Annotated in this window: 26 protein-coding genes; 9 read left to right on the top strand and 17 right to left on the bottom strand. The window is 62.9% G+C overall.

Translation table 11 applies throughout. The features are described 5' to 3' along the window. Positions 1-141 precede the first annotated feature (141 nt). Entirely contained in the window at positions 142-1,146 is a 1,005-nt protein-coding gene (locus IWY39_RS16500) for a cell wall hydrolase (RefSeq protein ID WP_107123720.1), read from the top strand. A 349-nt stretch (positions 1,147-1,495) separates the two neighbouring features. Next, positions 1,496-1,624, top strand: coding sequence for an entericidin A/B family lipoprotein (locus tag IWY39_RS16495; RefSeq protein ID WP_107123721.1), 129 nt, complete (start codon positions 1,496-1,498; stop codon positions 1,622-1,624). A 72-nt stretch (positions 1,625-1,696) separates the two neighbouring features. Here the strand turns inward: IWY39_RS16495 and tatC are convergent, their stop codons facing one another. From tatC to IWY39_RS16440, 11 genes are all read right to left on the bottom strand, one after another. Next, on the bottom strand, positions 1,697-2,476 hold the full coding sequence (gene tatC, locus IWY39_RS16490) for a twin-arginine translocase subunit TatC (protein WP_017184111.1): 780 nt from the start codon (positions 2,474-2,476) through the stop codon (positions 1,697-1,699). Beyond that, entirely contained in the window at positions 2,473-2,880 is a 408-nt protein-coding gene (gene tatB, locus IWY39_RS16485; protein WP_107123722.1) for a Sec-independent protein translocase protein TatB, read from the bottom strand. The genes tatC and tatB overlap by 4 nt, the downstream gene beginning before the upstream one ends. A 32-nt stretch (positions 2,881-2,912) precedes the next feature. Continuing rightward, positions 2,913-3,164 carry a twin-arginine translocase TatA/TatE family subunit gene (locus IWY39_RS16480; protein WP_017184109.1) on the bottom strand — a complete coding sequence of 84 codons (252 nt, stop codon included), beginning with the start codon at positions 3,162-3,164 and terminating at the stop codon, positions 2,913-2,915. A 27-nt stretch (positions 3,165-3,191) separates the two neighbouring features. After that, the gene (gene scpB / locus IWY39_RS16475) at positions 3,192-3,785 is read right to left on the bottom strand and encodes an SMC-Scp complex subunit ScpB (RefSeq protein WP_107123723.1); all 594 of its coding nucleotides are present in this window, start codon (positions 3,783-3,785) and stop codon (positions 3,192-3,194) included. Beyond that, a complete protein-coding gene (locus IWY39_RS16470) occupies positions 3,782-4,558 on the bottom strand; it encodes a segregation and condensation protein A (protein ID WP_107123724.1) in 777 nt (258 codons plus the stop codon). Before IWY39_RS16470 ends, scpB begins: the two co-directional genes overlap by 4 nt. 217 nt (positions 4,559-4,775) lie before the next feature. Beyond that, positions 4,776-5,789 carry a beta-N-acetylhexosaminidase gene (gene nagZ / locus IWY39_RS16465; protein ID WP_107123725.1) on the bottom strand — a complete coding sequence of 338 codons (1,014 nt, stop codon included), beginning with the start codon at positions 5,787-5,789 and terminating at the stop codon, positions 4,776-4,778. A gap of 57 nt (positions 5,790-5,846) precedes the next feature. Further along, on the bottom strand, positions 5,847-6,902 hold the full coding sequence (locus tag IWY39_RS16460; RefSeq protein ID WP_107123726.1) for a Rieske 2Fe-2S domain-containing protein: 1,056 nt from the start codon (positions 6,900-6,902) through the stop codon (positions 5,847-5,849). 86 nt (positions 6,903-6,988) lie between these two features. Next, on the bottom strand, positions 6,989-7,537 hold the full coding sequence (locus tag IWY39_RS16455) for a TetR family transcriptional regulator (RefSeq protein WP_107123727.1): 549 nt from the start codon (positions 7,535-7,537) through the stop codon (positions 6,989-6,991). Positions 7,538-7,586: 49 nt separating this feature from the next. Then, complete coding sequence (locus tag IWY39_RS16450; RefSeq protein ID WP_107123728.1) at positions 7,587-8,309, bottom strand: SPOR domain-containing protein; 723 nt, start codon at positions 8,307-8,309, stop codon at positions 7,587-7,589. A 21-nt stretch (positions 8,310-8,330) separates the two neighbouring features. Next, the gene (argS, locus tag IWY39_RS16445; RefSeq protein WP_107123729.1) at positions 8,331-10,058 is read right to left on the bottom strand and encodes an arginine--tRNA ligase; all 1,728 of its coding nucleotides are present in this window, start codon (positions 10,056-10,058) and stop codon (positions 8,331-8,333) included. A gap of 115 nt (positions 10,059-10,173) precedes the next feature. After that, on the bottom strand, positions 10,174-10,782 hold the full coding sequence (locus IWY39_RS16440; RefSeq protein WP_026002568.1) for a hypothetical protein: 609 nt from the start codon (positions 10,780-10,782) through the stop codon (positions 10,174-10,176). Positions 10,783-10,965: 183 nt separating this feature from the next. On the opposite strand from IWY39_RS16440, the gene ispH reads away from it, so the two are divergent. The 6 genes from ispH (at position 10,966) to ahpF (ending at position 16,568) form a co-directional block, all read left to right on the top strand. Continuing rightward, positions 10,966-11,925 (top strand): 4-hydroxy-3-methylbut-2-enyl diphosphate reductase, encoded by a 960-nt coding sequence (gene ispH, locus IWY39_RS16435; RefSeq protein WP_019051537.1) that lies wholly within the window; start codon positions 10,966-10,968, stop codon positions 11,923-11,925. Between the two features lie 3 nt (positions 11,926-11,928). Next, entirely contained in the window at positions 11,929-12,906 is a 978-nt protein-coding gene (gene thrB, locus IWY39_RS16430; protein WP_107123730.1) for a homoserine kinase, read from the top strand. 106 nt (positions 12,907-13,012) lie between these two features. Next, positions 13,013-13,462: a ribonuclease HI gene (rnhA, locus tag IWY39_RS16425; RefSeq protein WP_017184097.1), complete on the top strand. Its 450-nt coding sequence runs from the start codon at positions 13,013-13,015 to the stop codon at positions 13,460-13,462. Positions 13,463-13,535: 73 nt separating this feature from the next. Then, the gene (betI, locus tag IWY39_RS16420) at positions 13,536-14,225 is read left to right on the top strand and encodes a transcriptional regulator BetI (RefSeq protein WP_017184096.1); all 690 of its coding nucleotides are present in this window, start codon (positions 13,536-13,538) and stop codon (positions 14,223-14,225) included. A 106-nt stretch (positions 14,226-14,331) separates the two neighbouring features. Further along, positions 14,332-14,895 carry an alkyl hydroperoxide reductase subunit C gene (gene ahpC / locus IWY39_RS16415; protein ID WP_017184095.1) on the top strand — a complete coding sequence of 188 codons (564 nt, stop codon included), beginning with the start codon at positions 14,332-14,334 and terminating at the stop codon, positions 14,893-14,895. A 92-nt stretch (positions 14,896-14,987) separates the two neighbouring features. After that, complete coding sequence (gene ahpF / locus IWY39_RS16410) at positions 14,988-16,568, top strand: alkyl hydroperoxide reductase subunit F (protein ID WP_107123731.1); 1,581 nt, start codon at positions 14,988-14,990, stop codon at positions 16,566-16,568. 167 nt (positions 16,569-16,735) lie between these two features. Here ahpF and IWY39_RS16405 read toward each other — a convergent pair whose 3' ends face one another. The 6 genes from IWY39_RS16405 to glmM form a co-directional block, all read right to left on the bottom strand. Next, positions 16,736-18,397: a GmrSD restriction endonuclease domain-containing protein gene (locus IWY39_RS16405; protein WP_196871618.1), complete on the bottom strand. Its 1,662-nt coding sequence runs from the start codon at positions 18,395-18,397 to the stop codon at positions 16,736-16,738. Positions 18,398-18,407: 10 nt separating this feature from the next. Continuing rightward, positions 18,408-19,055: a L,D-transpeptidase family protein gene (locus IWY39_RS16400; RefSeq protein WP_107123733.1), complete on the bottom strand. Its 648-nt coding sequence runs from the start codon at positions 19,053-19,055 to the stop codon at positions 18,408-18,410. Positions 19,056-19,278: 223 nt separating this feature from the next. After that, complete coding sequence (locus tag IWY39_RS16395; RefSeq protein ID WP_181316585.1) at positions 19,279-19,878, bottom strand: ribonuclease HII; 600 nt, start codon at positions 19,876-19,878, stop codon at positions 19,279-19,281. Further along, the gene (gene thiD / locus IWY39_RS16390) at positions 19,871-20,638 is read right to left on the bottom strand and encodes a bifunctional hydroxymethylpyrimidine kinase/phosphomethylpyrimidine kinase (protein WP_107123735.1); all 768 of its coding nucleotides are present in this window, start codon (positions 20,636-20,638) and stop codon (positions 19,871-19,873) included. Before thiD ends, IWY39_RS16395 begins: the two co-directional genes overlap by 8 nt. Continuing rightward, the gene (locus IWY39_RS16385) at positions 20,635-20,859 is read right to left on the bottom strand and encodes a DUF1272 domain-containing protein (RefSeq protein ID WP_017182174.1); all 225 of its coding nucleotides are present in this window, start codon (positions 20,857-20,859) and stop codon (positions 20,635-20,637) included. The genes thiD and IWY39_RS16385 overlap by 4 nt, the downstream gene beginning before the upstream one ends. 114 nt (positions 20,860-20,973) lie before the next feature. Then, positions 20,974-22,314 carry a phosphoglucosamine mutase gene (glmM, locus tag IWY39_RS16380; protein ID WP_107123736.1) on the bottom strand — a complete coding sequence of 447 codons (1,341 nt, stop codon included), beginning with the start codon at positions 22,312-22,314 and terminating at the stop codon, positions 20,974-20,976. A 123-nt stretch (positions 22,315-22,437) separates the two neighbouring features. Here glmM and IWY39_RS16375 point away from each other — a divergent pair, with 123 nt between their 5' ends. Next, positions 22,438-23,817 carry an alanine/glycine:cation symporter family protein gene (locus IWY39_RS16375; RefSeq protein ID WP_107123737.1) on the top strand — a complete coding sequence of 460 codons (1,380 nt, stop codon included), beginning with the start codon at positions 22,438-22,440 and terminating at the stop codon, positions 23,815-23,817.

The raw sequence follows: 23,817 nt of genomic DNA, 5'->3' as shown, positions 1-23,817 counted from the left end.
ACCCCATACGCCTTTGCCAAGCAAGGGAATGATGCGCGGTCAAAAGAGGCGATTTCACCGCCGCGTTAACCCCTGCCCTTCACCCTGTCCCAACACGGCACAGGGCGGAATCGGGGGAGGAAGTGGAAAGGAAATGCGTCTATGGGCGGCATGGGCGACGGCGCGTCGCTGCATATGAAGGATCTGGACATGGGCGCGATCGGGTGGAAGGGACGCAGCGGCATCGTCGCCCTTGTCCTTGCTGCGCTTGTCGCACCGCGCTTCATTACCGCCGCCCCGCTCGACATGCTCGACGGGCAGCAGGCCCATGACGACCCGGCCGAAGAGGCCGCCGCCAACTTCCCCGGCTCCGCCTTCTTCTTTGCAGAAGGCGCTTTCGATCCCGTTCCCGGCGCGCAGACGGTGCAAAGTGAGCATGTCATGGGGCTGGACGAGGTGAAGGCCGCGCCCGCCGCCATCTTTCGCGGCATGACCGGCCTCGACAGCTATCGCGCGCTCAACTGCCTGACTTCCGCCATCTATTATGAAGCGGGCAACGAGCCGGACGATGGCCAGCGGGCCGTCGCACAGGTCGTGCTCAACCGCGTACGCAGCCAGCTCTGGCCCAATACGGTGTGCGGCGTCGTCTATGAAGGCTCCGAACGCACCGACTATAAATGCCAGTTCACCTTCAGCTGTGACGGCGCGATGACGCGCCTGCCTGCCGCTGCCCAATGGGTTCGCGCGCGGCGGGTCGCGCAGGACGCGCTGGCGGGCCGCGTCTACGCCCCGGTCGGCCTCGCGACACATTACCACACGCTGGCGGTCCGCCCCGCCTGGTCGTCGAGCCTGCACCCGGTCGCAGTGATCGGCGCGCATATCTTTTACCGCAATCCCGGCTTCAACGGCACATTGGCGGCGTTCCGCACCCCCTATCTGGGGCGGGAAACCATCTCCGGTCCTGCGCGCCGGATCTGGCCGACCAAGCCGGTCGCGCCCGTGGAAGCGTTCGCCGCGCCCGTACCTGTGGGCAACGCAACCGCCGCGAACCCCTCGACGGGCTGGATCGCGCCCGTCGCCCGTCCAGCGCCATCCGCTCGCGAAGACAGCCTGCCGGAATCCACTATCCGCCCCGAATATCGCAACAGCGGCCGCCCGATCGTCTGAGCAGCGCCAACTTTTTTCAGGTTAACGCGCGCTGCACCAGCCAAATGTCTGGAATTGCGCGGGATTAAAAAATGCATTTTTCCGGGCAGTGCGGGAACCGATCCGCGCCATTGTGGGTTCTTCACTTCGGATAGCAAATCTTTTGCCCCCCGCTCTTGCTATCCACATAATATGAGCCCGGAACGCCTCCCCCCCCCGACGCGTTCCGGGCTCAGATTTTTTGGGTGACCTTCCTGTTGAAATCATTAAATTTTTGATGGTCGGAACGCTTGTGTAAGAAGCGGGTTCTGTTCCTCGTCACCAACATGGCTCACCCCATATGGTCGCATGTTTCTCAAGGAGAGTTTCGATGACGAATAAGATCCTCGCAGCCTTGCTGCTCACTGGTTCGCTGATGGTCGCCGCCTGCAACACCGTCGAAGGCGCTGGCCGCGACGTGCAGAGCGCGGGCGAGGCCGTGGAGAAGGCGGCGAATTGATTGCCGCCAGCGATACGACTACCCGACTCCCCTAGCATCGGCCCGCCCCTTAAAAGGCGGGCCGCTTTTTGTTCAGGTCGACGCTTCCTCGACCTCTTGCATATTGGCCTGCCGCCGGTCGGTGAACCAGATCGCCACGATGGTGATTTCGTACAGCAGCAACAGCGGAATCGCGAGCATGAGCTGCGACACGACATCGGGTGGCGTCAGCACGGCGGCCAGGATGAAGGCCGCTACGATCATGTAGCGGCGCAGGCTGATCAGCTGCGCGCGGCTGACGAAACCGGCCCGGTTGAGCAGCATCAGCAGCACCGGCATCAGGAAACTGATGCCGAACGCCAGGATGAACTGCATCACCAACCCCAGATAGGCGTCGGCACTCGGCAAAGCCTCGACCTGCAAACCGCTGCTGTCGCCCTGAAATTCCAGAAAGAAATGGAAGGCAGTCGGCATCACCACGAAATAGGCAAGGCTCGCGCCCATCGCGAACAGAAAGGGCGTCGCCAGGATGAAGGGCAGCAAAGCCTTCTTCTCCTTGGCATAGAGGCCCGGCGCGACGAACGCCCATAGCTGGTTGGCGATGATCGGGAAGGACAGGCAGAAGGCCCCGAAAAAGGCGATCTTCACCTGCACGAAAAAGGCTTCGTACAGCTTGGTATAGACCAGCTTGCCGCCGCCATCGCCAAAGGCTTCCTTGAGCGGGTGGACCAGGATCGCGAACAGTTCGGCGGAAAAATAGAAGCAGAGCGCGCCCGTCAGCGCCAGCGCATAGACGCATTTCAACAAACGGCCACGCAACTCGATCAGATGGTCGAGCAAGGGCGCCTTGCTATCATCAATATCGCCGATCATGCCGCCGACCCGCTCTTATGGTCAACAGCCGCTTCCCCGGCCAGATAGGGGGGCGCATCGGCCGGCGGCGCCACGGGCGCGGATTCCGCTACGAAGGGCGGCGGCCCGTCCGGCGCGGCCTCAACATCCGGCGGCGGCAGCGCCTCCATGGCTGGAGCGGCAACCTCCGGCGGATGCTCTTCCATAATCCGCTTGTTCTGCGCGGCCCACTTCTTTTCCAGTTCCTCCAGCTCGACCTCTCGCACCATGGCGTCGAGGCCAGTGCGGAAATGGCGCGCCATGCCCTGCGCCTTGCCGACGATCTGACCCACCTTGTAAAGCGCGCGCGGCAAATCCTTCGGCCCGATCACGATCACCGCAACGATGACGATCAGCAGGAACTCGGTCGAATCGATACCAAACATGCGTGGCTACCCTACCACCCGGCGCTTGAACGTCAGGCCTTGGTCTTTTCTTCGGTAGCGCCGGTCGCCGTCGTCCCCGCATCCTGTTCAGGCACGCGATGACCCTCCAGCCGGGTCGCGGGCTTGGCCGGGGCGACATCGTCGTCATCGTCCGCCATGCCCTTCTTGAAGCTCTTGATGCCCTTGGCCACGTCACCCATCAGGCCGGAAATCCGGCCGCCACCGAACAGCAGCATGACGACCAGGAGCACGATCACCCAGTGCATCAGCGAGAAGGAACCCATTTCAAATACTCCTGTAAGGCAACCTATCTAGGCCACATCATCGTCATTTTCCAGAACGGATTGCCCGCCCAGACCCTCCAGCACCAAATCGACCGGATCAAGCAGCCCGGCCGCACGCAGATCGTCGATACCGGGCAAGTCCCGGCGGCTGCTAAGCCCGAAATGTGACAGAAAATCTACGGTCGTCGCATAGATGAGTGGTCGTCCCGGCACCTCGCGCCGTCCGGCGGGACGCACCCAGCCTGCCTCCATCAGCACGTCCAGCGTTCCCTTGGCCACCTGAACGCCCCTTATCGCCTCTATCTCGGCGCGGCTGACCGGCTCATGATAGGCGATGATCGCCAGCGTCTCCATCGCCGCGCGCGACAATTTGCGTGCCTCATCCTTCTCGCGCCGCAATATATGCGCCAGATCCGCCGCCGTCTGGAAATGCCAGCGCCCGCCCCGCTCCACCAGGTTGATGCCGCGCCCGGCATAATCGTCCGCCAATTGTCGGAGCGCCGCCGCCAGATCGCCCGCCTCGCCGACATGCAGTCTCAATTCCGCAAGCGTCAGCGGCGCTTCGGCCACGAACAGCGCTGCCTCTACCGCGCGCAAATAATCGTCGGGTTCCCCCTTCATGCCCCGGCCTCCATGTCCGGCACCCCGGCGCGCAGAAAAATGGGCTGGAAAATCCCGTCCTGCTGGATTTCCAGCCGCCCCTGCCGGGCCAGTTCCAATGCCGCGACAAAGCTGCTGGCCAGCGCCGACTTTGCCTTGGCATTGTCCAGCCCGGCGGGCAGAAACGCCTCCAGCCGCGTCCAGTCGATTGCCGCGCCGACCAGCGCACCGACCCGCTGGATCGCCTCGTCCAGCGTCATCACTGGCCGCACCGCGATGGTGTGAACGACGGGCTGGGTCCGGGCGCGGATCTGCCCATAGGATTGGATGAGGTCGTAAAGACTTGCCTGCCATTTGGCCTTGCGCACCAGCCGCAGCCCTTCAGGATTGCGCCGCACGAATACGTCGCGTCCAATCCGGTCGCGCGCCATCAGCCGCGCCGCCGCATCGCGCATCGCATGCAGCCGTTGCAGCCGCAATTGCAAGCGCAGGGCCAGTTCTTCGGGGCTGGGATCGGCCTGCTCCTGACGCGGCAGCAGCAGCGCGGATTTGAGATAGGCCAGCCACGCCGCCATCACCAGATAATCGGCGGCCAGTTCCAGCTTCACCTGTTGCGCGCCGTCGATGAACTTCAGATATTGTTCGGTCAGCGCCAGAATCGAAATCTCGCGCAAATCCACCTTCTGCGACCGCGCCAGCGTCAGCAGCAAGTCCAGCGGCCCTTCCCACGCATCGAAACTGACGGTCAGCGTGTCGGGGCTGGGAATGGCCGGGGCAATGAACAGGTCGTCCACGTCTAGTCCCTCCGGCATGGGCCAGGATTATGGCATATGAAACGGCCCTCTGCTTCACCGTCATCCTGAACTTGTTTCAGCATCCATTTTTCCAGCTCACACAGTTGCTCGTGACGAGAAATGGATGCTGAAACAAATTCAGCATGACGTTGGAGGGATAGCCGAACGTCATGCGCAATGGTCGTCGCCCTATGGGAGGCATTTTCGAGTTCGCCCCTCAAGCCGCCACCAACCCCAGCAAACTGTCCCGCGTCGCCAGCAATGCCGCCAGTTCCGGCTGATCGCCGCCACGCTCGACCGACCCCATCGCCCGGTCGAGCCGCGCGCGCGCTGCGTCCGATATCTCCGGCAACTGGTCGGCAATGCCCAGCATATCGTCCATCCGCCCCCAGCAGTTGAGCGCCAGATCGCACCCCGCAGCGACCACGCCCGCCGCCAGATCGGGGATGCTGCCCTGCAACGCCTTCATGTCCAGATCGTCGGACATGAGCAGCCCGTCAAAGCCGATCCTCGTGCGAATAACATCCTCGATCACGGTCGGCGACAGGCTGGCGGGGCGCTGCGCGTCCCAGGCGGTGTAAACGACATGCGCGGTCATCCCCATCGGCGCGTCGCGCAAGCGCTCGAACGGTTGCAGGTCGCTCGCCAGCATATCGGCATCCGCGCGCACCACCGGCAATTCCAGATGGCTGTCCACCAGCGCCCGGCCATGGCCCGGCATATGCTTGACGATGCCGACCACCCCGCCATCGGCCAGCCCTTCGAGAGTCGCCCGCCCCAGCGCAGCGACCCGCATCGGCTCGGCGCCCAGCGTGCGATCGCCCATGATGTCGCTTGCCCCATCCTGCCGCACGTCCAGCAACGGCAGCGCATCGACGGTAATGCCGACCTCCGCCAGCGTCAGCGCGATCGCGCGGGCATTGGCGCGTGCTGCGGCAATCGCGCTGGACGGCGCGACGTCATAAAGCCGGTCAAACACCGCTCCCGCCGGAAAGGCAGGCCAGACCGGCGGCTGCATCCGCGCCACCCGCCCCCCTTCCTGATCGATCATGATCAGCAGGTCGTCGCGGCCATGCAGCGCCCGCAAATCGTCGGTCAGCGCGCGCAGCTGCGCCCTATCGATGATGTTGCGCCGGAACAGGATATAACCGGCCGGTTGTGAATCCGCGAAAAAAGCGCGTTCGTCAGGGGTCAGTGTTGCGCCGGACAGGCCGAAGATCACGGGTTTCATGCGGCAGATTGTAGCGCCAAGTCCCGCCCCTGTCGAAGGCGAATTGATGAGCCGCGATCAGGCTGGCGCAACCGCCGCAGACCTTTCCGCGTCCATCATCGCCTGCAACATCCGCCGCCCCTCCACTGCGTTGCGATCGGTCTTGATCAACAGTTCGTCGGGATTCTCGCCGACGATCGCCAGCATCTTCTCAATCTCTTCAGTGGCGAATTTGTCCTCCTCCAGCACGGGCTTCAGATAATCGAACATGAAATCCATGCCCGCCACATCTTCGGACGCCATGGCGAAGAAATAGATGCAGCTATGCGGCGTCGCGGGCGTAACGGCGTGATAGACCCGGCTCGTCACGATCATCTCGCCGGGATGTTCGGGGTGGTCCTGCGGATAGGCCATGTCGCCAATCCCGGCATGAAAGCCCGGCAGGTAGAAATCCATCCCCGTCACCCGGTCGATCTTGCCCGCATAGCGCCCGGTCGCCGCCATCACGGCAGGCGCGTCGGCGTTACGGATATATCGGCGGCAACTCAGAAATCCGGGGCGCTTGACCAGTTCTTCAGGCGCCTGCGCATTTTCCACCGTGCCGATGCTGCTGGCGTGGAGGAAGGCAAGGTGCGACAGGTCGAGCAGATTGTCGTTGAGCAACTGGTAGCGCCCTTGCACCTCCTGCACATAAAAGGGCCGCGCCGTCATGCCCGCCGCAGTCACCCCGATTTCCTCCAGATCGGGCAGCAGCGCGACATCGGCCTTGTCCGCGTCCCCCATCCATATCCACGCCCACAGGCCATGCTCGACCAATGGATAGGTCGGGATCTTGTAGGCGCGCGGCACGACATCCTGCGATGGAATATCGACGCACCGGCCATCCGCGCCAAAGGCGATGCCATGATAGCCACAGACGATCGCATCGCCCTTCAGACAGCTTTTGCCCAGGGGGAAATGCCGGTGCGGACAGCGCCCGCCGACCGCAACCGCCTCGCCATCTTCCTTGCGATACAGGACGACCGGCTGGTTCAGGATCGTCCGCGCCAGCAGATCACGGCCCAGTTCGTTGCGAAACGCGGCAACATACCAGCCATTGCGAACGGCAAACGACCCTTCCCGAAATGGGTACATGGCATCTCTCCCTGACAAAGGCCGGCATCCTCGTCTGTCGCGATTGGTGCCGGACCAGCTAAACTAACAATGTTAGTCTAACACTGTTAGGGAACAGGATCAAGACCATGGATCAGCGCGTCCAACCCCTCGGCAAAGGCGGCGTCGATGGGCAATTGGGATCGGAGATAGGCCGCGTTCGGTCCCTGCGCGAACGTGGTCCAGCCAGTGACCAGCGCCTGCACCGACGCCTGCATCATCATGGCGCGCTCCGGTTCCAGCCCCAGCGCAATCAGGGGCGCGCTGGTCGCATCCTGCATCGCTTTGAGCACCTCGACCGGCTGCCCCGCCCCCAGGATCAAGCGCCCCGCGTCGCGCGTTGCATTCTGCGCCTGCCACAGCGCCTTGCCGAACGCGCGCAACCAGTCGCGCCAGTCGGCACAGGCCGGAATTTTCGTCAGGCAATCTGCAAAGATGCTTTCGGCCAGCAGCGCCAGCAACATATTCTTGTCGGCGACATGCCAGTAAAGCGAGGGCGCTTTGACATCCAGCCGCGCTGCGACCTTGCGCAGGCTCAACTGGTCCAGCCCCTGTTCGTTCAGCACATCTAGCGCCGCCGCCGCGATCGCGGCGCGGGTCAGTTTCCGTTCGGTCATGCCCTTCCTTCGGACAGCATGACGCCTATGTCCATCGCAACGCGAAGGCTCAGTTCACCACCATGCAGCTTTCGCCCGCCACCTTCAGCTTGCCGCAGATCAGGCTGGCCTGCCCGCCAGCACTCGCACGCAGGCGATAGACGGTACTGCCGCCAACTTCCGCCGGTTCGACGGTCATGGCGAGCGGGGCGAGATAGGCAAAGCGCTTGGACAATCTGGTCCAGGCATCCTTTGCGCCGGACGCGCTGCCATAGGCGCCCAGCTGAATCAGCGCGCCGCCGCTGGCCGCCTTGGGCGCCACGGTCGAGCGATCGCTGGTTTCGTCGGCGACGCGCGCGGTCACGCTCTGTGCGGGCTTGGCCGGGACGGCCGGCTTGGTCCCGGTGGGCGCGGGCGCGGTCTTGGTGATCGGTGCTTCGGGGACGCGGCTGGCGTCAATCCGTCCGTCGCGCGGCACGCCCTCGCTTGCCGCAAAGCTCGCATCGCCCTCGCCATCGAATTTCTTCGCGTCAGCCTCATTGGCGGCGATCTTGTAATTGTCCGCGGGCGCCTCGATCAGTTGGCCCTCACCCGCAGCGCCGGGACCATTGCGGTTCTGCAACCACCATATCCCGGCCACCACGACACCGATCAGCGCGAGACCGAGCAGGATCAGGCTCAGCAGCCGCAGTGGCGAGATGCTGTTGTCATCCTCGTCATCGACCGCAGGCTCCAGCCAGGGCAGCCGGTCCTCATCGTCAAAATCCAGCCGGCCTCGTGCATAATCGCCCATCGTCCGAAACTCCGCCCGCCTTTAGTTCAGCTCAGTCAATGCCGCCACGCCCATCAGCGCAAGGCCATTGCGGATAATCTGCCCTATTCCACGGCTCAGGAAAAGCCGCGACGACGTAACGGCCGGATCGTCGGCCAGAATGACGCGCGCGCGCGGATCATCATTGCCCATATTCCACCAGCCGTGAAAGGCCGAAGCCAGATCATTGAGATAGAAGGCAATTCTATGCGGTTCGCGGGTCAGTGCCGCGCCTTCGACCACACGGGGGAACTGGGCCGCGAGCTTGACGAGGCCCAGCTCCGCCGTCCCAAGAAGGGACAGGTCCGGGGCGGGCAGTTCGATCCCCGCCTCTTCCGCCCGCCGTCCCAGCGATGAAATGCGGGCATGGGCATATTGGACGTAAAAGACCGGATTGTCCTTCGACGCCTCGACCACCTTGGCAAAGTCGAAGTCCATCTGCGCATCGGCCTTGCGCGTCAGCATGGTGAAGCGCACGACATCCTTGCCCACTTCCCGCACGACATCGGCCAGCGTCACGAAATTGCCCGCGCGCTTGGACATTTTCACCGGCTCGCCATCGCGCAGCAGCCGCACCATCTGGATAAGCTTCACGTCGAAACGCGCCTTGCCTTCCGTCAGCGCCGCGACCGCCGCCTGGATGCGCTTGACCGTCCCGGCATGGTCCGCGCCCCATATGTCGATCAGCTGATCGGCGCTCTGGGCCTTCTGATAATGATAGGCCATGTCCGCGCCGAAATAGGTCCAGCTGCCGTTGGACTTCTTGATCGGCCGGTCCTGATCGTCGCCAAATTTGGTCGACCGGAACAGCGGCAGCACGACCGGCTCCCAGTCATCGGGCAATTCGCCCTTGGGCGCTTCCAGCACCCCGTCATAGACCAGATCATGCGCCCGCAACCAGGCTTCGGCCTCGTCAGGCTTGCCCGCCGCCTGCAATTCGGCCTCGGACGCGAAAATGTCGTGATGGATGCCCAGCAGCGCCAGATCGGCGCGGATCATGTCCATCATCTTTGCGACGGCAAAGCTGCGGAACGTCACCAGCCAGTCGGCTTCCGGCGCCTTCAAGAAGCGGTTGCCATATTCAGCGGCCAGCGCCTGCCCAACCGGCACCAGATAATCGCCGGGGTAAAGACCCTCAGGGATCTCGCCCACATCCTCGCCCAGCGCCTGCGCGTAGCGCAGATGCACCGATCGGGCGAGAACATCCACCTGTCCGCCAGCGTCATTGATATAATATTCGCGGATCACCTTGTGCCCGGCATATTCCAGCAGGGTGGCAAGCGCGTCACCCACCACGGCGCCCCGGCAATGCCCCATATGCATGGGGCCGGTCGGGTTGGCGGAAACATATTCTACATTGACCGTGACACCTTGCCCGATGTCGGACCGGCCATAATCGTCGCCCTCTTCCGCCATAACGGAAAGCTCCGAGCGCCATGTCGCGTCGGTCAGCGTCAGGTTGATGAAGCCCGGCCCGGCGATCGACGCGCTCTCGACCTCGGCCAGCCCCTCCAGCTTGCCGACAATCGCCTCCGCCAGCGCGCGCGGGTTCGTCCCCGCCGGCTTGGCCAGCACCATCGCGGCATTGGTCGCCAGATCGCCATGGCTGGCGTCACGCGGCGGCTCGACCGTCACCGGCTTGCGATTGAGGCCGGCAGGCAGGACGCCGTCGGCTTCCAATATGTCCAGCACAGTGTCGAGATGGGCGGTGAAACGGGTATAGAGGGACACGAGACGAAACTTTCTACAAGTCCCGTTCGCCCTGAGCCTGTCGAAGGGCTGCTCTTGTCTTCAAGAAGTGCAAGGCTTCGACTTGTCTCAGCCCGAACGGATGATGGGCTGGCCGTTAACGCGTGGCGTTATATTGGAGCTGGTCCTGGGTCAGATTGAACCCCACGAGCAGCTCGAAACTGGTTCGTTGCAGCGCCGCCTTGACCTCTGGCTGGGCGAAGGGATCGATCGCGGCATCCGCGTCGCCCGCCTTGCGCTTTTGCGTGATCTTGGCCTGGATGTCGGCTGGCAGCGTTGCCGATGCCTTGTCGACATAGGAGCCCGCCTTCGCCTGCGCGCTGGCGCGATACTCGCCCGCGGCAAAGTTCAGCGTCACCTGGCCGACCCGCTTGGCGACCACGCTGTTGCCGCCACGCACCACGGCGGAGAAATAGGGCAGCGTCACTTGCCGCGCCACGCTGGCGTCGCTGCGCCGGGCGTTCACGGTGAAGCTCGCTTCGGTATAGAATTGCGCCCCATCGGCGCAGGTCGAGCGCAGATTGGTAATGTCGGCCACCACGTCGATCGCGGAAGCATCGCGGCTCTGGGCCGGATTGAACAGGGTGATGTCGCCGGTATAGGCCGGGACGGCCGCCGTCGGGCAGGCAGAGCGCACAGCGACGATACCGCCGGATGCGTCGATTTCACCCCGGCGCGAACAGCCCGCCAGGGCCAGAGCCAGCATGCCGGTCACAACGACACGGTTCAGGGCAGTATGAGGCAGGCAGATGTTCCTTGGCACAGGCAGAAATTCCTTGGCATGGCCCGTCGGCCAGAAGCTTTGCGCTTCCTTATCCATCCCCCGCCCCTCGCGCAACCGCAAGGAAGCGGCTTTCCTCCCGGCCCACATTCGCCTAAGCGCAAAGCCATGACCGACAGCGCCGCCGCCCGCCCGCCCATGACCCTTCTGATCGCCGCACCGCGCGGTTTCTGCGCCGGGGTCGACCGCGCCATCATCATCGTCGAACGGGCGATCGAAACCTATGGCGCGCCGGTCTATGTCCGCCATGAAATCGTCCATAACAAATATGTGGTGGACAGCCTGAAGGCAAAGGGCGCGATTTTCGTAGAGGAACTGGACCAGGTGCCCGATGGCGTGCCGGTGGTCTTTTCCGCCCATGGCGTGCCCAAGGCCGTCCCTGCCAAGGCGGAGGAACGCGGCCTTTCCTATCTCGACGCCACCTGCCCGCTGGTCAGCAAGGTTCATCGCCAGGCCGAACGGCAGGTCAAGGATGGCCGCCACATCTTGTTCATCGGGCATAAGGGGCATCCCGAAGTCATCGGCACGTTCGGCCAGGTGCCAGACGGCACCATGACCCTGATCGAAACGGTCGAGGACGCGCAGGCCTTTACCCCCGCCGACCCCGCCAATCTTGCCTTCCTGACCCAGACCACCCTGTCGGTCGATGATACAGCCGCGATCGTCGCCACCCTGCAAGAGCGCTTTCCAGCGATCGTCGCGCCCAAGGGGGAGGATATTTGCTACGCCACATCCAACCGCCAGACAGCGGTGAAGGCGATCGCCGCGCGTTGCGAAGCGCTCTATGTCATCGGCGCGCCCAACAGTTCCAATTCCCTGCGACTGGTCGAAGTCGCCGAACGCGAAGGCACGCCAGCCCGCCTGATCCAGCGCGCCGACGACATCGATTTTGGCTGGCTGGACGGCGTTACGACGCTGGGCCTGACCGCCGGGGCATCCGCACCCGAAATATTGGTGCGCGAAGTGGTCGACGCGATCGCCAGCCGCTTCACCGTGACCGAGGAACAGGTTGAAACCGCGCGCGAGACCATTGCTTTCAAGCTGCCACGCGGGCTGGAGACCGTCTGAACCATGGCCGTCTATACCCATGTTCCCGCCGAAGAGATTGACGCCTTCCTCAGCCGCTATGACGCAGGCCGCCTCGTATCCGCCAAGGGGATCGCCGAAGGGGTGGAAAACAGCAATTATCTGCTGGAGACCACCGGCCATGATGGCTCTGGCCACCGCTATATCCTCACTCTCTATGAAAAGCGGGTGGATGAGGCCGACCTGCCTTTCTTCATGGACCTGCTCGATCATCTGGGCGCGCGCGGCTGCCTTGTGCCGCGCTTCATCGCCGACCGGGACGGCCAGCGGCTCCAGACCTTGTCGGGCCGCCCCGCCTGCCTGATCGAATTTCTGACCGGCATTTCGCTGACCGAACCGACCCCGGAACAGGCGCGCGCGACCGGCGCGGCACTGGGCGAGTTGCACCGCGCGGCAGAGGGCTTCCCGCTCGAACGGCGCAACACGCTGGACCTCGCCGGATGGCATGATCTGGCGGCCCGTTGCGGTGAGGATTTCGACCAGATCGCGCCGGGCCTTGCCGCCCGCGTCCGCGACGAACTCGCCTTTCTCGACGCGCACTGGCCCGCCGACCTGCCCCGCAGCGTCATCCATGCGGACCTGTTCCCCGACAATGTGCTGATGCTGGGCGACAAGGTGACGGGCCTGATCGATTTCTATTTCAGCTGCACCGACATCCGCGCCTATGATCTGGCCATCACCCACAGCGCCTGGGTGTTCAGCCATGACGGCGGCAGCTTCTTTGCTGATCGCGCGGCGGCGCTTGGCGCTGGCTATGACTCGGCCCATGGCCTGACCGACGCAGAGCGCGCGGCCTTCCCCATATTGTGCCGGGGTGCATCGCTGCGCTTCCTGCTGACCCGCGCCTATGACTGGATCAACACGCCGCCCGACGCGCTGGTGACCCGCAAGGACCCGCTCGCCTATCTGCGCCGCCTCGATTTCTACGCCAGCGCCAATCCAGCGGAATTATTGGGCGCATGAGAGCAGCAGACAAAAGCGACCTGTTCCCGCACAGCCGGGAACCCGGTTCCATGCCTGCCTATCCTCGCGGCGGGAACGGGCTCCCGCCTGTGCAGGAGCGCGCGGCGTGAGCACTGACCTGCCTATCGTCGACATCTTCACCGACGGCGCGTGCAAGGGCAATCCGGGTCCGGGCGGCTGGGGCGCGGTGCTGCGCTTTGGCGACACGGAAAAGGAAATGTCGGGCGGCGAAGCACTCACCACCAACAACCGCATGGAGATGATGGCCGCGGTCGAGGCGCTCAACGCGCTCAAGAAGCCGTGCCGCGTCACCCTTCATACCGACAGCAAATATGTGATGGACGGCATCACCAAATGGGTGTTCGGCTGGCAGAAGAAGGGCTGGCGCACCGCCGACAACAAGCCGGTCAAGAATGTCGAAATCTGGCAGGCTCTGGTCAAGGCCGCCGCCCCGCATCAAATGACCTGGAAATGGGTCAAGGGTCATGCCGGCCACCCCGAAAATGAACGCGCCGACCGTCTGGCCAGCGCTGCGGCCGACAGTTTTCGCCGTTAGAGACACGCCCGAAGCAACAGCGTATCTTGCCAGACGCATCGCCAGACCCCAAAGCGGGCCTTCGGGGGAAGAAATGACAGAAAAGCCAGTAAACCGTAAGGGAATTTCAAAGACACGCGCGCGCTTCATTCGCGAAAGCGCGGACGTGCGGCGACAGGCGCTGATCGAAGCGACCGCGCGGTGCCTTGCCGAAAAAGGCGTCGCTGGCACGTCAGTCCGCGCCATCTGCGCGCGCGCGGGTGTTTCGTCGGGCCTGCTCACCCATTATTTCGACGGCGTCGACGCCCTCATCCTCGCCACCTATGAGGATGTCGGCGTGCGTGTGTCCGCCGCGCTGGAACAGGCGGTCGAGGAAGCGGGCGACGATCCGCGCGACCAGCTCCGCGCCTGCCTTCAGGCCAATTTCCGCGCGCCCATACTTGACCCCGATCTGCTCGCGACCTGGACCGCTTTCTGGAGCCTGGTCAGGACCGATCCCGGCATCGCCGCCATCCATGCCGATGTCTACCGGCGCACCCGCGCCCAGCTCGAAGCGCTGCTGCGCGCGATCGTGCCGGAAATGCCGCAGGACCGCGCCCGCCTGGCGGCGATCAGCCTGACTGCTCTGGTCGATGGGCTGTGGCTCGAAATCTGCCTCGATCCCACCACCTTCTCCGCCGAGGAAGCCCAGGCCATGGTCGAGCGCGCGATGATGCTCGCGCTGGGGCAATGGCGGGGCGATGCGGGGCGCGGTGACTGGATCGATCAATCAGATAAGCCGTGATCGTTTTTCTCACTCTCCAAGTCCGATAAAACCAATTTCCCTCGACTCAGCCGCTACCCTACATGGGGTCGGCAACAGCAACCCCTCAGAAGGAACTGACAAGCCCATGGCTCTCATCAACACCACCATCAAGCCGTTCGCCGCGACCGCCTACAAGGAAGGCAAGTTCGTCGACGTCACCGACGCGGACGTGAAGGGCAAGTGGGCGATCTTCTTCTTCTACCCCGCCGACTTCACCTTCGTCTGCCCGACCGAACTGGAAGACCTGGCCGGTATCTACCCGACCCTTCAGTCGCTCAACGTCGAAGTCTATTCGGTATCGACCGACACGCATTTCAGCCACAAGGCATGGCACGACACCTCGCCCGCCATCGGCAAGATCAACTATTACATGCTGGGCGACCAGTCGGGCACGATCACCAATAATTTCGACGTGATGCGCCCAGGCGTTGGCCTGGCTGACCGCGCGACCTTCCTGGTCGATCCCGAAGGCGTGATCCAGTTCATGGAAATCACTTCCGAAGGCGTGGGCCGCAACGCGACCGAACTGCTGCGCAAGGTGAAGGCCGCGCAATATGTCGCCGCGCACCCCGGTGAAGTCTGCCCGGCCAAGTGGGAAGAAGGCGAAGAAACCCTCGCCCCCTCGCTCGACCTGGTCGGCAAGATCTAAATTATCGTTCCCCTAGCGGGTCGCAAAGTGGCTCGGAGTGGAACCTCTCCTCCGCTCCGGGCCATTATTGTATCTAACGTAAGGATTATTCCATGCTCGACGCCACCCTGACGCAGCAGCTCAAGGCCTATCTGGTCAACATCCGTGAGCCTATCGAACTCGTCGCCTCTCTGGGTGACGACGCCAAATCGCGCGAACTCAATGACCTGCTCAATGAAATCGCCGCCCTGTCCGACAAGGTCAGCGTGACCACCGGCGCTGACAAGCGCGTCCCCAGCTTCATGATCCGCCGCGTGGGCACCGACATCGGTGTCCGGTTCGCGGGGATTCCGATGGGCCATGAGTTCACGTCCCTGGTCCTCGCCCTCCTCCAGGTCGGCGGCCACCCGTCAAAAGCCGCGCAGGATTTGATCGAACAGGTCAAGGGGCTGGACGGCGACTTTGCCTTTGAAACCTATTTCTCCCTGTCCTGCCAGAATTGCCCGGACGTGGTGCAGGCTTTGAACCTGATGAGCGTCCTCAACCCCCGCATCAGCCACGTCGCCATCGACGGCGCGCTGTTCAAGGCGGAGGTGGACGAGCGCAAGGTGATGGCCGTCCCCACCATCTTCCTGAACGGCGAACCCTTTGGGTCGGGCCGCATGGAACTGGAGCAGATCGTTGCCAAAATCGACAGCGGCGCGGCCACCCGCGCGGCGGAAAAGATCAAGCGCCAGGACCCGTTCGAGGTGCTGATCGTCGGCGGCGGGCCTGCCGGGGCCGCGGCGGCCATCTATGCCGCGCGCAAGGGCATCCGCACCGGCGTTGCCGCCGAACGCTTCGGGGGCCAGGTGCTCGATACGATGGACATCGAAAATTTCATCTCCGTGTCGCGCACCGAAGGGCCAAAGCTGGCCTCCGCGCTCGAAGCCCATGTGAAGGATTATGACGTCGAGATCATGAACCTGCAAAAGGCGACGAAGCTGATCCCCGCCCGCACCGAAGGCGGCTATCATGAGGTCGTGCTGGAAAACGGCGCGTCGCTCAAAGGCCGCACCCTCATCCTCTCCACCGGCGCGCGCTGGCGGCAGATGGGCGTGCCGGGCGAGGACGAATATCGCAACAAGGGCGTAGCCTATTGCCCCCATTGCGACGGCCCCCTGTTCAAGGGCAAGCGCGTCGCGGTGATCGGCGGCGGCAATAGCGGCGTCGAAGCCGCGATCGACCTGGCGGGCATCGTCGCCCATGTGACGCTGATCGAATTTGACAGCCAGCTGCGCGCCGACGCGGTGCTGCAACGCAAGCTCGCCAGCCTGCCCAACGTCAAGATCATCACATCGGCGCTGACCAGCAAGGTCGACGGCAATGGCGACCGCGTCACCGGCCTGTCCTACAAGGACCGCAATAGCGGCGAGGAACATGACATCGAACTGGAAGGCATCTTCGTCCAGATCGGCCTGGTCCCCAACACCGAATGGCTGAAAGACACCGTCGCCCTCTCCCCCCGCGGCGAAATAGAAATCGACGCCCGCGGCGAAACCAGCGTGCCGGGCATCTTCGCGGCAGGCGACTGCACGACCGTGCCCTACAAGCAGATCGTCATCGCCATGGGCGCAGGCTCCACGGCGGGCCTGTCAGCCTTCGACTATCTGATCCGCCTGCCCGCCAGCGAAGAAGCCGCGCAGGCGGCGTGACGGGACAAGTCCGACAGCGAGTTGGACATATGCGAAGCGGCCGATCCGGGGACGGGTCGGCTGCTTTTTTGTGGGGTGGGTTGGGGAATAGGCGGATTGCGCCACTTGTCGCCTTCAATGAGCATTCCACCGAACGCCGAAACCAGCCATTCGTTAAGCTTACCCCTTTAAGTAATTTCTCCTTGCTCCAACAAAAGCGCCTGAAGGTCTATTTGGATAGCTCGGAGGATCGATAGTTGAAGCAGAGGAAATTGTGAAGGAGCTGCGACTGAGGGAGATATCACACCACAATACTTCTTGAACACCTCACCATGTTTTACCTTCTTGCTCTTCACATTTGAATTTTTCCCATGGTCCACATCATGCTCTTCCTCCGTTCGCAACGTATTTATGTCTTTGAATGAGTTAGGCTTTTCGATAATTTTTGACCCAGGGGCCTCCCAAAAGAGGAAGTATAGATTTTCTACAAATGCTTTATATTCAGCATAAGAATTGATGGCATCACCGATTGCTGACTGAGCGCCAGCGGTTTTATTCGTCGCCTTGAATAGGTCAGTGCCGTTACTAGCGGAATAAGCGTTATTGATTGCGGATATTGTAGTCCTGATGCGCTTCGCAATTTCCGATATCTCTCCCTTAAAATCTGCGGCGGCAGCTGCATCAGCATCTGCAGCTTCTAGAAATGTTGGGTCAAACTGAAACAGTTTACGAAGGAGCACCCTATCACGGGTAACGGGCCCGGTTTTCACGTTGGCATTGACACTTTTTTGGAAGGAGATGAAGTCGCCATCTGTCGCCGATTGTCCCTTTTCGACTTCACTCGCAAGACCACTAACAAACGTCTCTGCAAACTTTGCTATTTGCGCCTCTTTGCCGTTGAGTGCGTCTTTACCGTAAAGATGACAAATCATAGTGATGAACGACTGTGTCATTGATCGACTTCGAAATGCGGGCGATTTGTCAGGGATCGCAGAAGCAAGAAAATCGAGTGCGCCCTTAATACGAACTGCGACTTGAGACTTATCCGAAAAACTCTTTTGTGATTCAAATACTGCTTTTACATCACTGTAACGCAGTCCCGCGCCGACACCTTCGACCTCTAACGCAGCCACTTTAGCGACTACGTCAAAATGAGCAAAGCGCTTATTCTCAAAGGAAACTTTTTCGGTGAAGAATTTGTGTTTAGCCATTTTTTTACAGAATGTTTTAAGCTTGCTATTTATTGCGTTAAGTCTCTCGCTCGAATTGAGCTGAATACCACTTTGCAAACGCTGAAAAAATGCCATCAAATCTTCATCAGAAGCATCTTCTATTTCGTCAAAATCAATTTCAAAATCGTCGACTTGATCAGATACTTGATCGGGAAGTTCGCTGTATCTTTTCCCGCCAAACTCCGCGGCAGTCTCATCCGTCAGTTCGAGTTCGTCAGACAGAAATTCAAAGATGGTCGCCAAGCGCTGCTGCCCGTCAACAACTTCATAAGAAACGGGTTTTGTGCTCGATGCTACAAAGTAAAATTTTGGTAGCCGCCAGCCACGAAGAATTGAATCAATTAGAGCCTGCTTCCTTGGAGGATCCCAGACTTCATCTCGTTGCCAGTCTGGGATTTCGTAACGATCGCGCCGCTTGTAAACTTTGTCTAGCTCTCGCTTGTCCGACTTCATCTTCAAGCTGATTCTCCTACAAACCGTGGCAGCACCATCACCATCCAAGGCATATTGCGCAACGGTCATCCGCGGCTGGTGTCGAATATGACTGGTCTGGCGGAGCAGAAAACTGGCAGCTGTTACGATTGTGATGCTGATAGCCGCCATTTTCCAGTCGGCCAATCCCTACCCCTCACCGCCGACCCCAGACCCCGAATATATCCGGGTCGATCTCCAGCATCGGCACCCGCGTCCCCGCGCCCGTCCGCATATCCCCGACGCCCATGCCGCCCTCCATCCCGAACGTCACCACACTGCTCCCCTTGTCGCCCAGCACCAGCGGGTCGAGCAGGATCGCGGCGTTCAGCCGGTTGGTCGTCACCTGCGTCAGTGTGCCGATCTGCGTCAGGGCGAAGAGTTGCCGGGCGAAGGCATAGGGCAAGCGGATGCAGCCATGGCTGGCGGGGTAGCCGGGATTATGCCCGGCGTGGAGCGCTATGCCGTCCCAGGTCAGCCGCTGCATGAAGGGCATGGGCGCATTGCTGTAGAGGTTGGAGCGGTGCCACTGGCGCTTTTGCAGGATGGGGAAGCTGCCGGTGGGGGTGCGGTGGCCCTTCGTTCCCGTGGACACGCTGGCCGCGCCGATCAGCCGGTCGCCGCGATAGACATGGACGCGCTGCCGTTCCAGGCTGATGATCAGGTAGAGCGGCCCGCTGGCGGCGGCATCATCGGCCCAACGATACGCCCCCGGCGCCAGCGGCAGGTCGGCCAGTTCCGCCCGCGCGGACGGCATGCCCAGGATCAGACAGCATGACAGGACGAACAACCGGGCGAAAAGCATAAGCCTTTCTTAACCATATGCCAGCATCGCGCCAGAGGGAGAGGCAGCGCTTTGCCGCATTGGTCCCGACTTGGGACAGGGGAGAGAACAGCGTTCCCCGTTCGCTTCGAGCCCTTCGATTGCCCGCCTGCGGCAGACGCTCTGGATAAACTAGGTCGAGAAACGGTGCGCCCTGTTTCTCGACTAGGCTCGAAACGAACGGAGCTTGTGTGGGACAATGCCCTTAAATCAGCAGCATCTGCGCCACGGGGGCAAAGCTGCGCCGGTGCAGCGGCGTTGGCCCATGGGTGCGCAGCGCGGCGAGATGCTGCGCGCTGCCATAGCCCTTGTTGCTTTCCCAGCCATAGTGGGGGTGGATGGCGGCCGCCTCCCGCATCATCCGGTCCCGCGCTTCCTTGGCCAATATGGAGGCCGCGGCGATCGACAGGCACCGGGCGTCGCCGCCCACGACCGGGGTGGCGGGCCAGCGCCAGTCGGGCACGCGGTTGCCATCGACCAGGACATGCTGGCAATCGCGCCCCAGCGCCTCGACCGCGCGGGTCATGGCCAGCATCGTCGCCCATAATATGTTGATCCGGTCGATCTCCTCGACACTGGCGACGCCCAGCCCCCAGCACAGCGCCCGCGCCTTGATCTCCGCCTCCAGCGTGGCGCGGCGCCTGGCCGACAATGCCTTGCTGTCGTCCAGCCCCTCCGGGCAATCCTCCGCCCGCAAAATCACCGCCGCCGCGACCACCGGCCCGGCGAGCGGCCCCCTGCCCGCTTCATCCACCCCGGCGACCAGCCCCGGATGGTGGCGCAGTTCATGGGCGAAATCAGGCACGGAAAGGCGCTTCGAACCCGCGCGGCGCGCCCATCGGCCCATGCCCGCCACCCAGCCCCGGCGCGATCGTCAGCGCCGCGCGCACATAGGCCCGCGCCCGCGCGATCGCGCCCGGCAGCGCCATCCCCTGCCCCAGCCCGGTCGCGATCGCGCTGGCCAGGGTGCAGCCGGTGCCATGGGTGTGCGGCGTGTCGATGCGCGGATCGGTCCAGTCGGTGACCAGCCCATCGGGACCAAGCAGCCGGTCGACCAGCACCGGGCCGACGCCATGCCCGCCCTTGGCCAGGACATGCGTGCCAAAGCGCGCGGCAACCTGCTCTCCGCCCAGCGCCAGAAGTTCGGGGATATTGGGCGTCACCAGCGTGGCGATCGCCATCAGTTTCTCGAACGCCGCGATCGTTTCCGCATCGGCCAGCACCGACCCGCTGGTCGCCACCATCACCGGATCAAAGACGATCGGCACGTCGCGCAGGCCAGCCAGCAGATCGGCCACCCCCATCGCCGTTTCCGCTGACCCGATCATGCCGATCTTCACCGCATCGACGCCAATGTCGCTGATGCAACTGCGCATCTGCGCCAGCACCATGTCGGCGGGCACCGGATGCACGCCCTGCACCCCCAGTGTATTTTGCGCCGTGATCGCGGTGATCGCGGTCATGGCGAAGCCGCCCAGCATCGTCACGGCCTTCAGATCCGCCTGTATGCCCGCGCCGCCGCCACTGTCGGACCCGGCGATGATCAAAATGCGCGCGATGCTCATCCCTTGAAGTAACGCACGGTGGACGCGGGATTGCCCGCCAGCGCCTTGCCGGTGCGGGTCGGCCGATCCATCAGCTCGCCGCCGCAATTGGGGCAGCGATCGTCCAGCGCCTCCGCACAGGGCGCGCAGAAGCTGCATTCGAACGAGCAGATGAACGCGCCGGGCGCATCGGCGGGCAGGTCCGTGCCGCAGCGTTCGCAATCGGGGCGCATTTCAAGCATGGAGCCACCTCCCATCCTCGTCATCTCGGACCTGATCCGGAATCCAGAGCGCCGGGCGCAGCGAGAGAGACTCTGGATCCTGACTTTCGTCAGGATGACGGTTGGAAACAGGCCTCACGCCGCCGCCTTCTCGACCGCGGCGCAGATACGGTCGACAACGTCGCGCACCTGTTCCTCCCGGTCGCCTTCGGCCATCACCCGGATCACAGGTTCCGTACCGGACGGGCGGATGACCAGTCGGCCAACGCCGGTCAGTTCCGCCTGCGCCTGCGCAATGACGCGCCGGACATCATCATGCTCCAGCGGCTTGCCCCCGGAAAAGCGGACATTTTTGAGCAATTGCGGCACCGGATCGAACTGGTGCAGCGTCTCGCTGGCGGGCTTGCCGGACCGGACGAGTGCAGCCAGCACCTGCAACGCCGCGACCGTACCGTCGCCGGTGGTCGCATAATCGGACAGGATCATATGGCCCGACTGCTCACCCCCGACATTGAAGCCGCCGCTGCGCATCCGCTCCAGCACATAGCGGTCGCCCACGCTGGTGCGTTCGAGGGCAATGCCCTGCCCGGTCAGAAAGCGCTCCAGCCCCAGATTGGACATGACCGTCGCCACCAGCCCGCCGCCACGCAGCGTGCCCGCGCGCGCGAAATTGGCGGCGATCAGCGCCATGATCTGGTCGCCATCGACGATCTGGCCTTTCTCATCGACCACGATCAGCCGGTCCGCGTCGCCATCCAGCGCGATACCAATGTCCGCGCCCGACGATACGACGGTTTCCTGGCACAGCAGGGGCGCGGTCGATCCGCAGCCGTCATTGATGTTGGTGCCATTGGGATTGACGCCAACTGCCACGACGGTCGCGCCCAGTTCCCACAAGGCGGACGGCGCGACCTGATAGGCGGCACCATTGGCGCAATCGATCACGATCTTCAGGCCATCGAGCCGCAGATCGGCGGGGAAGCTGGACTTGACCGCATGGATATAGCGCCCGCGCGCATCCTCGACCCGGCGGGCGCGACCAATATCCTTGGACGCGGCCAGCGGCACCTGCTGATCGATCAGCGCCTCGATCTTCAGCTCATCTTCGTCCGACAGCTTGTAGCCGTCGGGACCGAACAGCTTGATACCATTGTCGAAATAGGGATTGTGGCTCGCCGAGATCATGACGCCCAGATCGGCGCGCATCGAATGGGCCAGCATCGCCACGGCGGGCGTTGGAATCGGGCCGAACTGCACAACGTCCATGCCCACGGCGGTAAAGCCCGCGACCAGCGCATTTTCGACCATATAGCCCGAAAGCCGCGTATCCTTGCCGATCACAACGCGATGGCGATGGTCCCCGCGCTGGAAATGGGTGCCCGCCGCCATGCCGACCTGCATCGCCAGTTGCGCCGTCATCGGCCATGCGTTGGTGCGCCCGCGTATGCCGTCGGTGCCGAAATATCGTCTGGTCATGCGTTTCTCATGCACCGGAGAGACGCCTGGTATCAACCCCAGAACCGTTCGGGACGAGCGGGATGAGAGAAAGCCAAGTTTTTCTTGATCGACTTTCCAGCAGCCTCGCGGCATCCCCGCGCGATGGACAGGTTCAATGGCTTTATCGACGCGCTATCGGGCGCGGTATTTTTCAAGGTGCCCGTGGCGGGCGCGCAGATCGAACTGATCGTGCTGTATCTGGCGCTGCCGATGCTGTTCTTCACCCTGTGGCTGGGCTTTCCCAATATCACCCAGGTCGGCCGCGCGATCCGCATATTGCGGACCCAGCCGGACAAGGGCGAGGCAAAGGGCGATGTCAGCCAGTGGGCAGCGCTCAGCACGGCGCTGTCCGGCACGATCGGGCTTGGCAATATCGCGGGCGTTGCGGTGGCGCTGACCATGGGTGGACCGGGCGCGATATTGTGGATGTTCATCATCGGCTGGTTCGCGATGACGGTGAAGATGGCGGAGGTCACGCTGGGCCTCAAATATCGCATCTTCGACGATGCTGGCCATGTTCATGGCGGGCCGATGTATGTGCTCAAATCCGTCGGCGCTGCGCGCGGATGGCCGAAAATCGGCATGCTGCTGGGCGGTGCCTACGCCTTTTTCGCGCTGTTCGGCGCCATACCGATGGTGCAGGTCAATCAGAGTTTCGCGCAAGTGAAGGTGGTGACGGGCCTGACCAATGGATGGGCCTATGGCGTGTTTCTGGCCGGGGCCGTCGCGCTGGTGACGCTGGGCGGCGCGGCCTGGCTGGGGGAAGTCGCCAAAAGGCTGACCCCGCTCAAGGTCGCAGTCTATCTGGCTGGCGTGCTGGCGATCCTGATCCTGCATCTGGACGCCATCCCCGGCGCGCTGGCGCTGATCTGGGACGGGGCGTGGAATGGCCAGGCGGCGACAGGTGGCGCTGTGGGCGCGTTCGTCGCCGGGATGCGCCGCGCGGTGTTCGCCAGTGAGGCGGGCGTCGGATCGGCCGTGATGGCGCACAGTCTGGCACGGGCGCGCCACCCCGTGTCCGAAGGGCTGGTCGCGCTGCTTGAACCCCTGCTCGGCACCATGATCGTGTGCGCGTTGGGCGGTCTGGCGCTGGTCGTCGCGGGGACATGGAATATGGGGCTGGAGGGCATTGCGATTACCTCCGCCGCCTTTGCGCAGGTGTCGCCATGGTTCCCCTGGCTGCTGGCGGTCGTGGTGTTTCTGTTCGCCTATTCGACGCTGGTCGCTTGGGGATTTTACGGCTTGCAGGCCTGGGGCTATCTGTTCGGCCATGGTCCGCGCGCGCAATGGACCTATAAAATCCTCTACATCGTCGCCCTGCCGCCCGCAGCAGCGATCGACCTTGGCCGTGTCGTCGACATTGTCGACAGCAGCTTCTTCCTGATGGCGATCCCCAATGTCATCGCGCTCTATCTGTGCGCGGGCGAATTGCGCCGGGACGTGCGCGCCTATCTGGCGGATAAAGAAATCCCCGCCGGATAA

It is taken from the genome of Sphingobium sp. JAI105, assembly GCF_015752145.1.
GTDB lineage: Bacteria > Pseudomonadota > Alphaproteobacteria > Sphingomonadales > Sphingomonadaceae > Sphingobium > Sphingobium xenophagum.
Note: the sequence above shows the minus strand (reverse complement) of the source record. Positions and strands in the feature narration are given on the sequence as shown.

Coding starts and splice junctions, on each gene's coding strand:
- IWY39_RS16500 (WP_107123720.1), top strand. CDS start 142: ATGGGCGGCATGGGCGACGGCGCGTCGCTGCATATGAAGGATCTGGAC.
- IWY39_RS16495 (WP_107123721.1), top strand. CDS start 1,496: ATGACGAATAAGATCCTCGCAGCCTTGCTGCTCACTGGTTCGCTGATG.
- tatC (WP_017184111.1), bottom strand. CDS start 2,476: ATGATCGGCGATATTGATGATAGCAAGGCGCCCTTGCTCGACCATCTG.
- tatB (WP_107123722.1), bottom strand. CDS start 2,880: ATGTTTGGTATCGATTCGACCGAGTTCCTGCTGATCGTCATCGTTGCG.
- IWY39_RS16480 (WP_017184109.1), bottom strand. CDS start 3,164: ATGGGTTCCTTCTCGCTGATGCACTGGGTGATCGTGCTCCTGGTCGTC.
- scpB (WP_107123723.1), bottom strand. CDS start 3,785: ATGAAGGGGGAACCCGACGATTATTTGCGCGCGGTAGAGGCAGCGCTG.
- nagZ (WP_107123725.1), bottom strand. CDS start 5,789: ATGAAACCCGTGATCTTCGGCCTGTCCGGCGCAACACTGACCCCTGAC.
- IWY39_RS16460 (WP_107123726.1), bottom strand. CDS start 6,902: ATGTACCCATTTCGGGAAGGGTCGTTTGCCGTTCGCAATGGCTGGTAT.
- IWY39_RS16455 (WP_107123727.1), bottom strand. CDS start 7,537: ATGACCGAACGGAAACTGACCCGCGCCGCGATCGCGGCGGCGGCGCTA.
- IWY39_RS16450 (WP_107123728.1), bottom strand. CDS start 8,309: ATGGGCGATTATGCACGAGGCCGGCTGGATTTTGACGATGAGGACCGG.
- IWY39_RS16440 (WP_026002568.1), bottom strand. CDS start 10,782: ATGCTGGCTCTGGCCCTGGCGGGCTGTTCGCGCCGGGGTGAAATCGAC.
- ispH (WP_019051537.1), top strand. CDS start 10,966: ATGACCGACAGCGCCGCCGCCCGCCCGCCCATGACCCTTCTGATCGCC.
- thrB (WP_107123730.1), top strand. CDS start 11,929: ATGGCCGTCTATACCCATGTTCCCGCCGAAGAGATTGACGCCTTCCTC.
- betI (WP_017184096.1), top strand. CDS start 13,536: ATGACAGAAAAGCCAGTAAACCGTAAGGGAATTTCAAAGACACGCGCG.
- ahpC (WP_017184095.1), top strand. CDS start 14,332: ATGGCTCTCATCAACACCACCATCAAGCCGTTCGCCGCGACCGCCTAC.
- ahpF (WP_107123731.1), top strand. CDS start 14,988: ATGCTCGACGCCACCCTGACGCAGCAGCTCAAGGCCTATCTGGTCAAC.
- IWY39_RS16400 (WP_107123733.1), bottom strand. CDS start 19,055: ATGCTTTTCGCCCGGTTGTTCGTCCTGTCATGCTGTCTGATCCTGGGC.
- thiD (WP_107123735.1), bottom strand. CDS start 20,638: ATGAGCATCGCGCGCATTTTGATCATCGCCGGGTCCGACAGTGGCGGC.
- IWY39_RS16385 (WP_017182174.1), bottom strand. CDS start 20,859: ATGCTTGAAATGCGCCCCGATTGCGAACGCTGCGGCACGGACCTGCCC.
- glmM (WP_107123736.1), bottom strand. CDS start 22,314: ATGACCAGACGATATTTCGGCACCGACGGCATACGCGGGCGCACCAAC.
- IWY39_RS16375 (WP_107123737.1), top strand. CDS start 22,438: ATGGACAGGTTCAATGGCTTTATCGACGCGCTATCGGGCGCGGTATTT.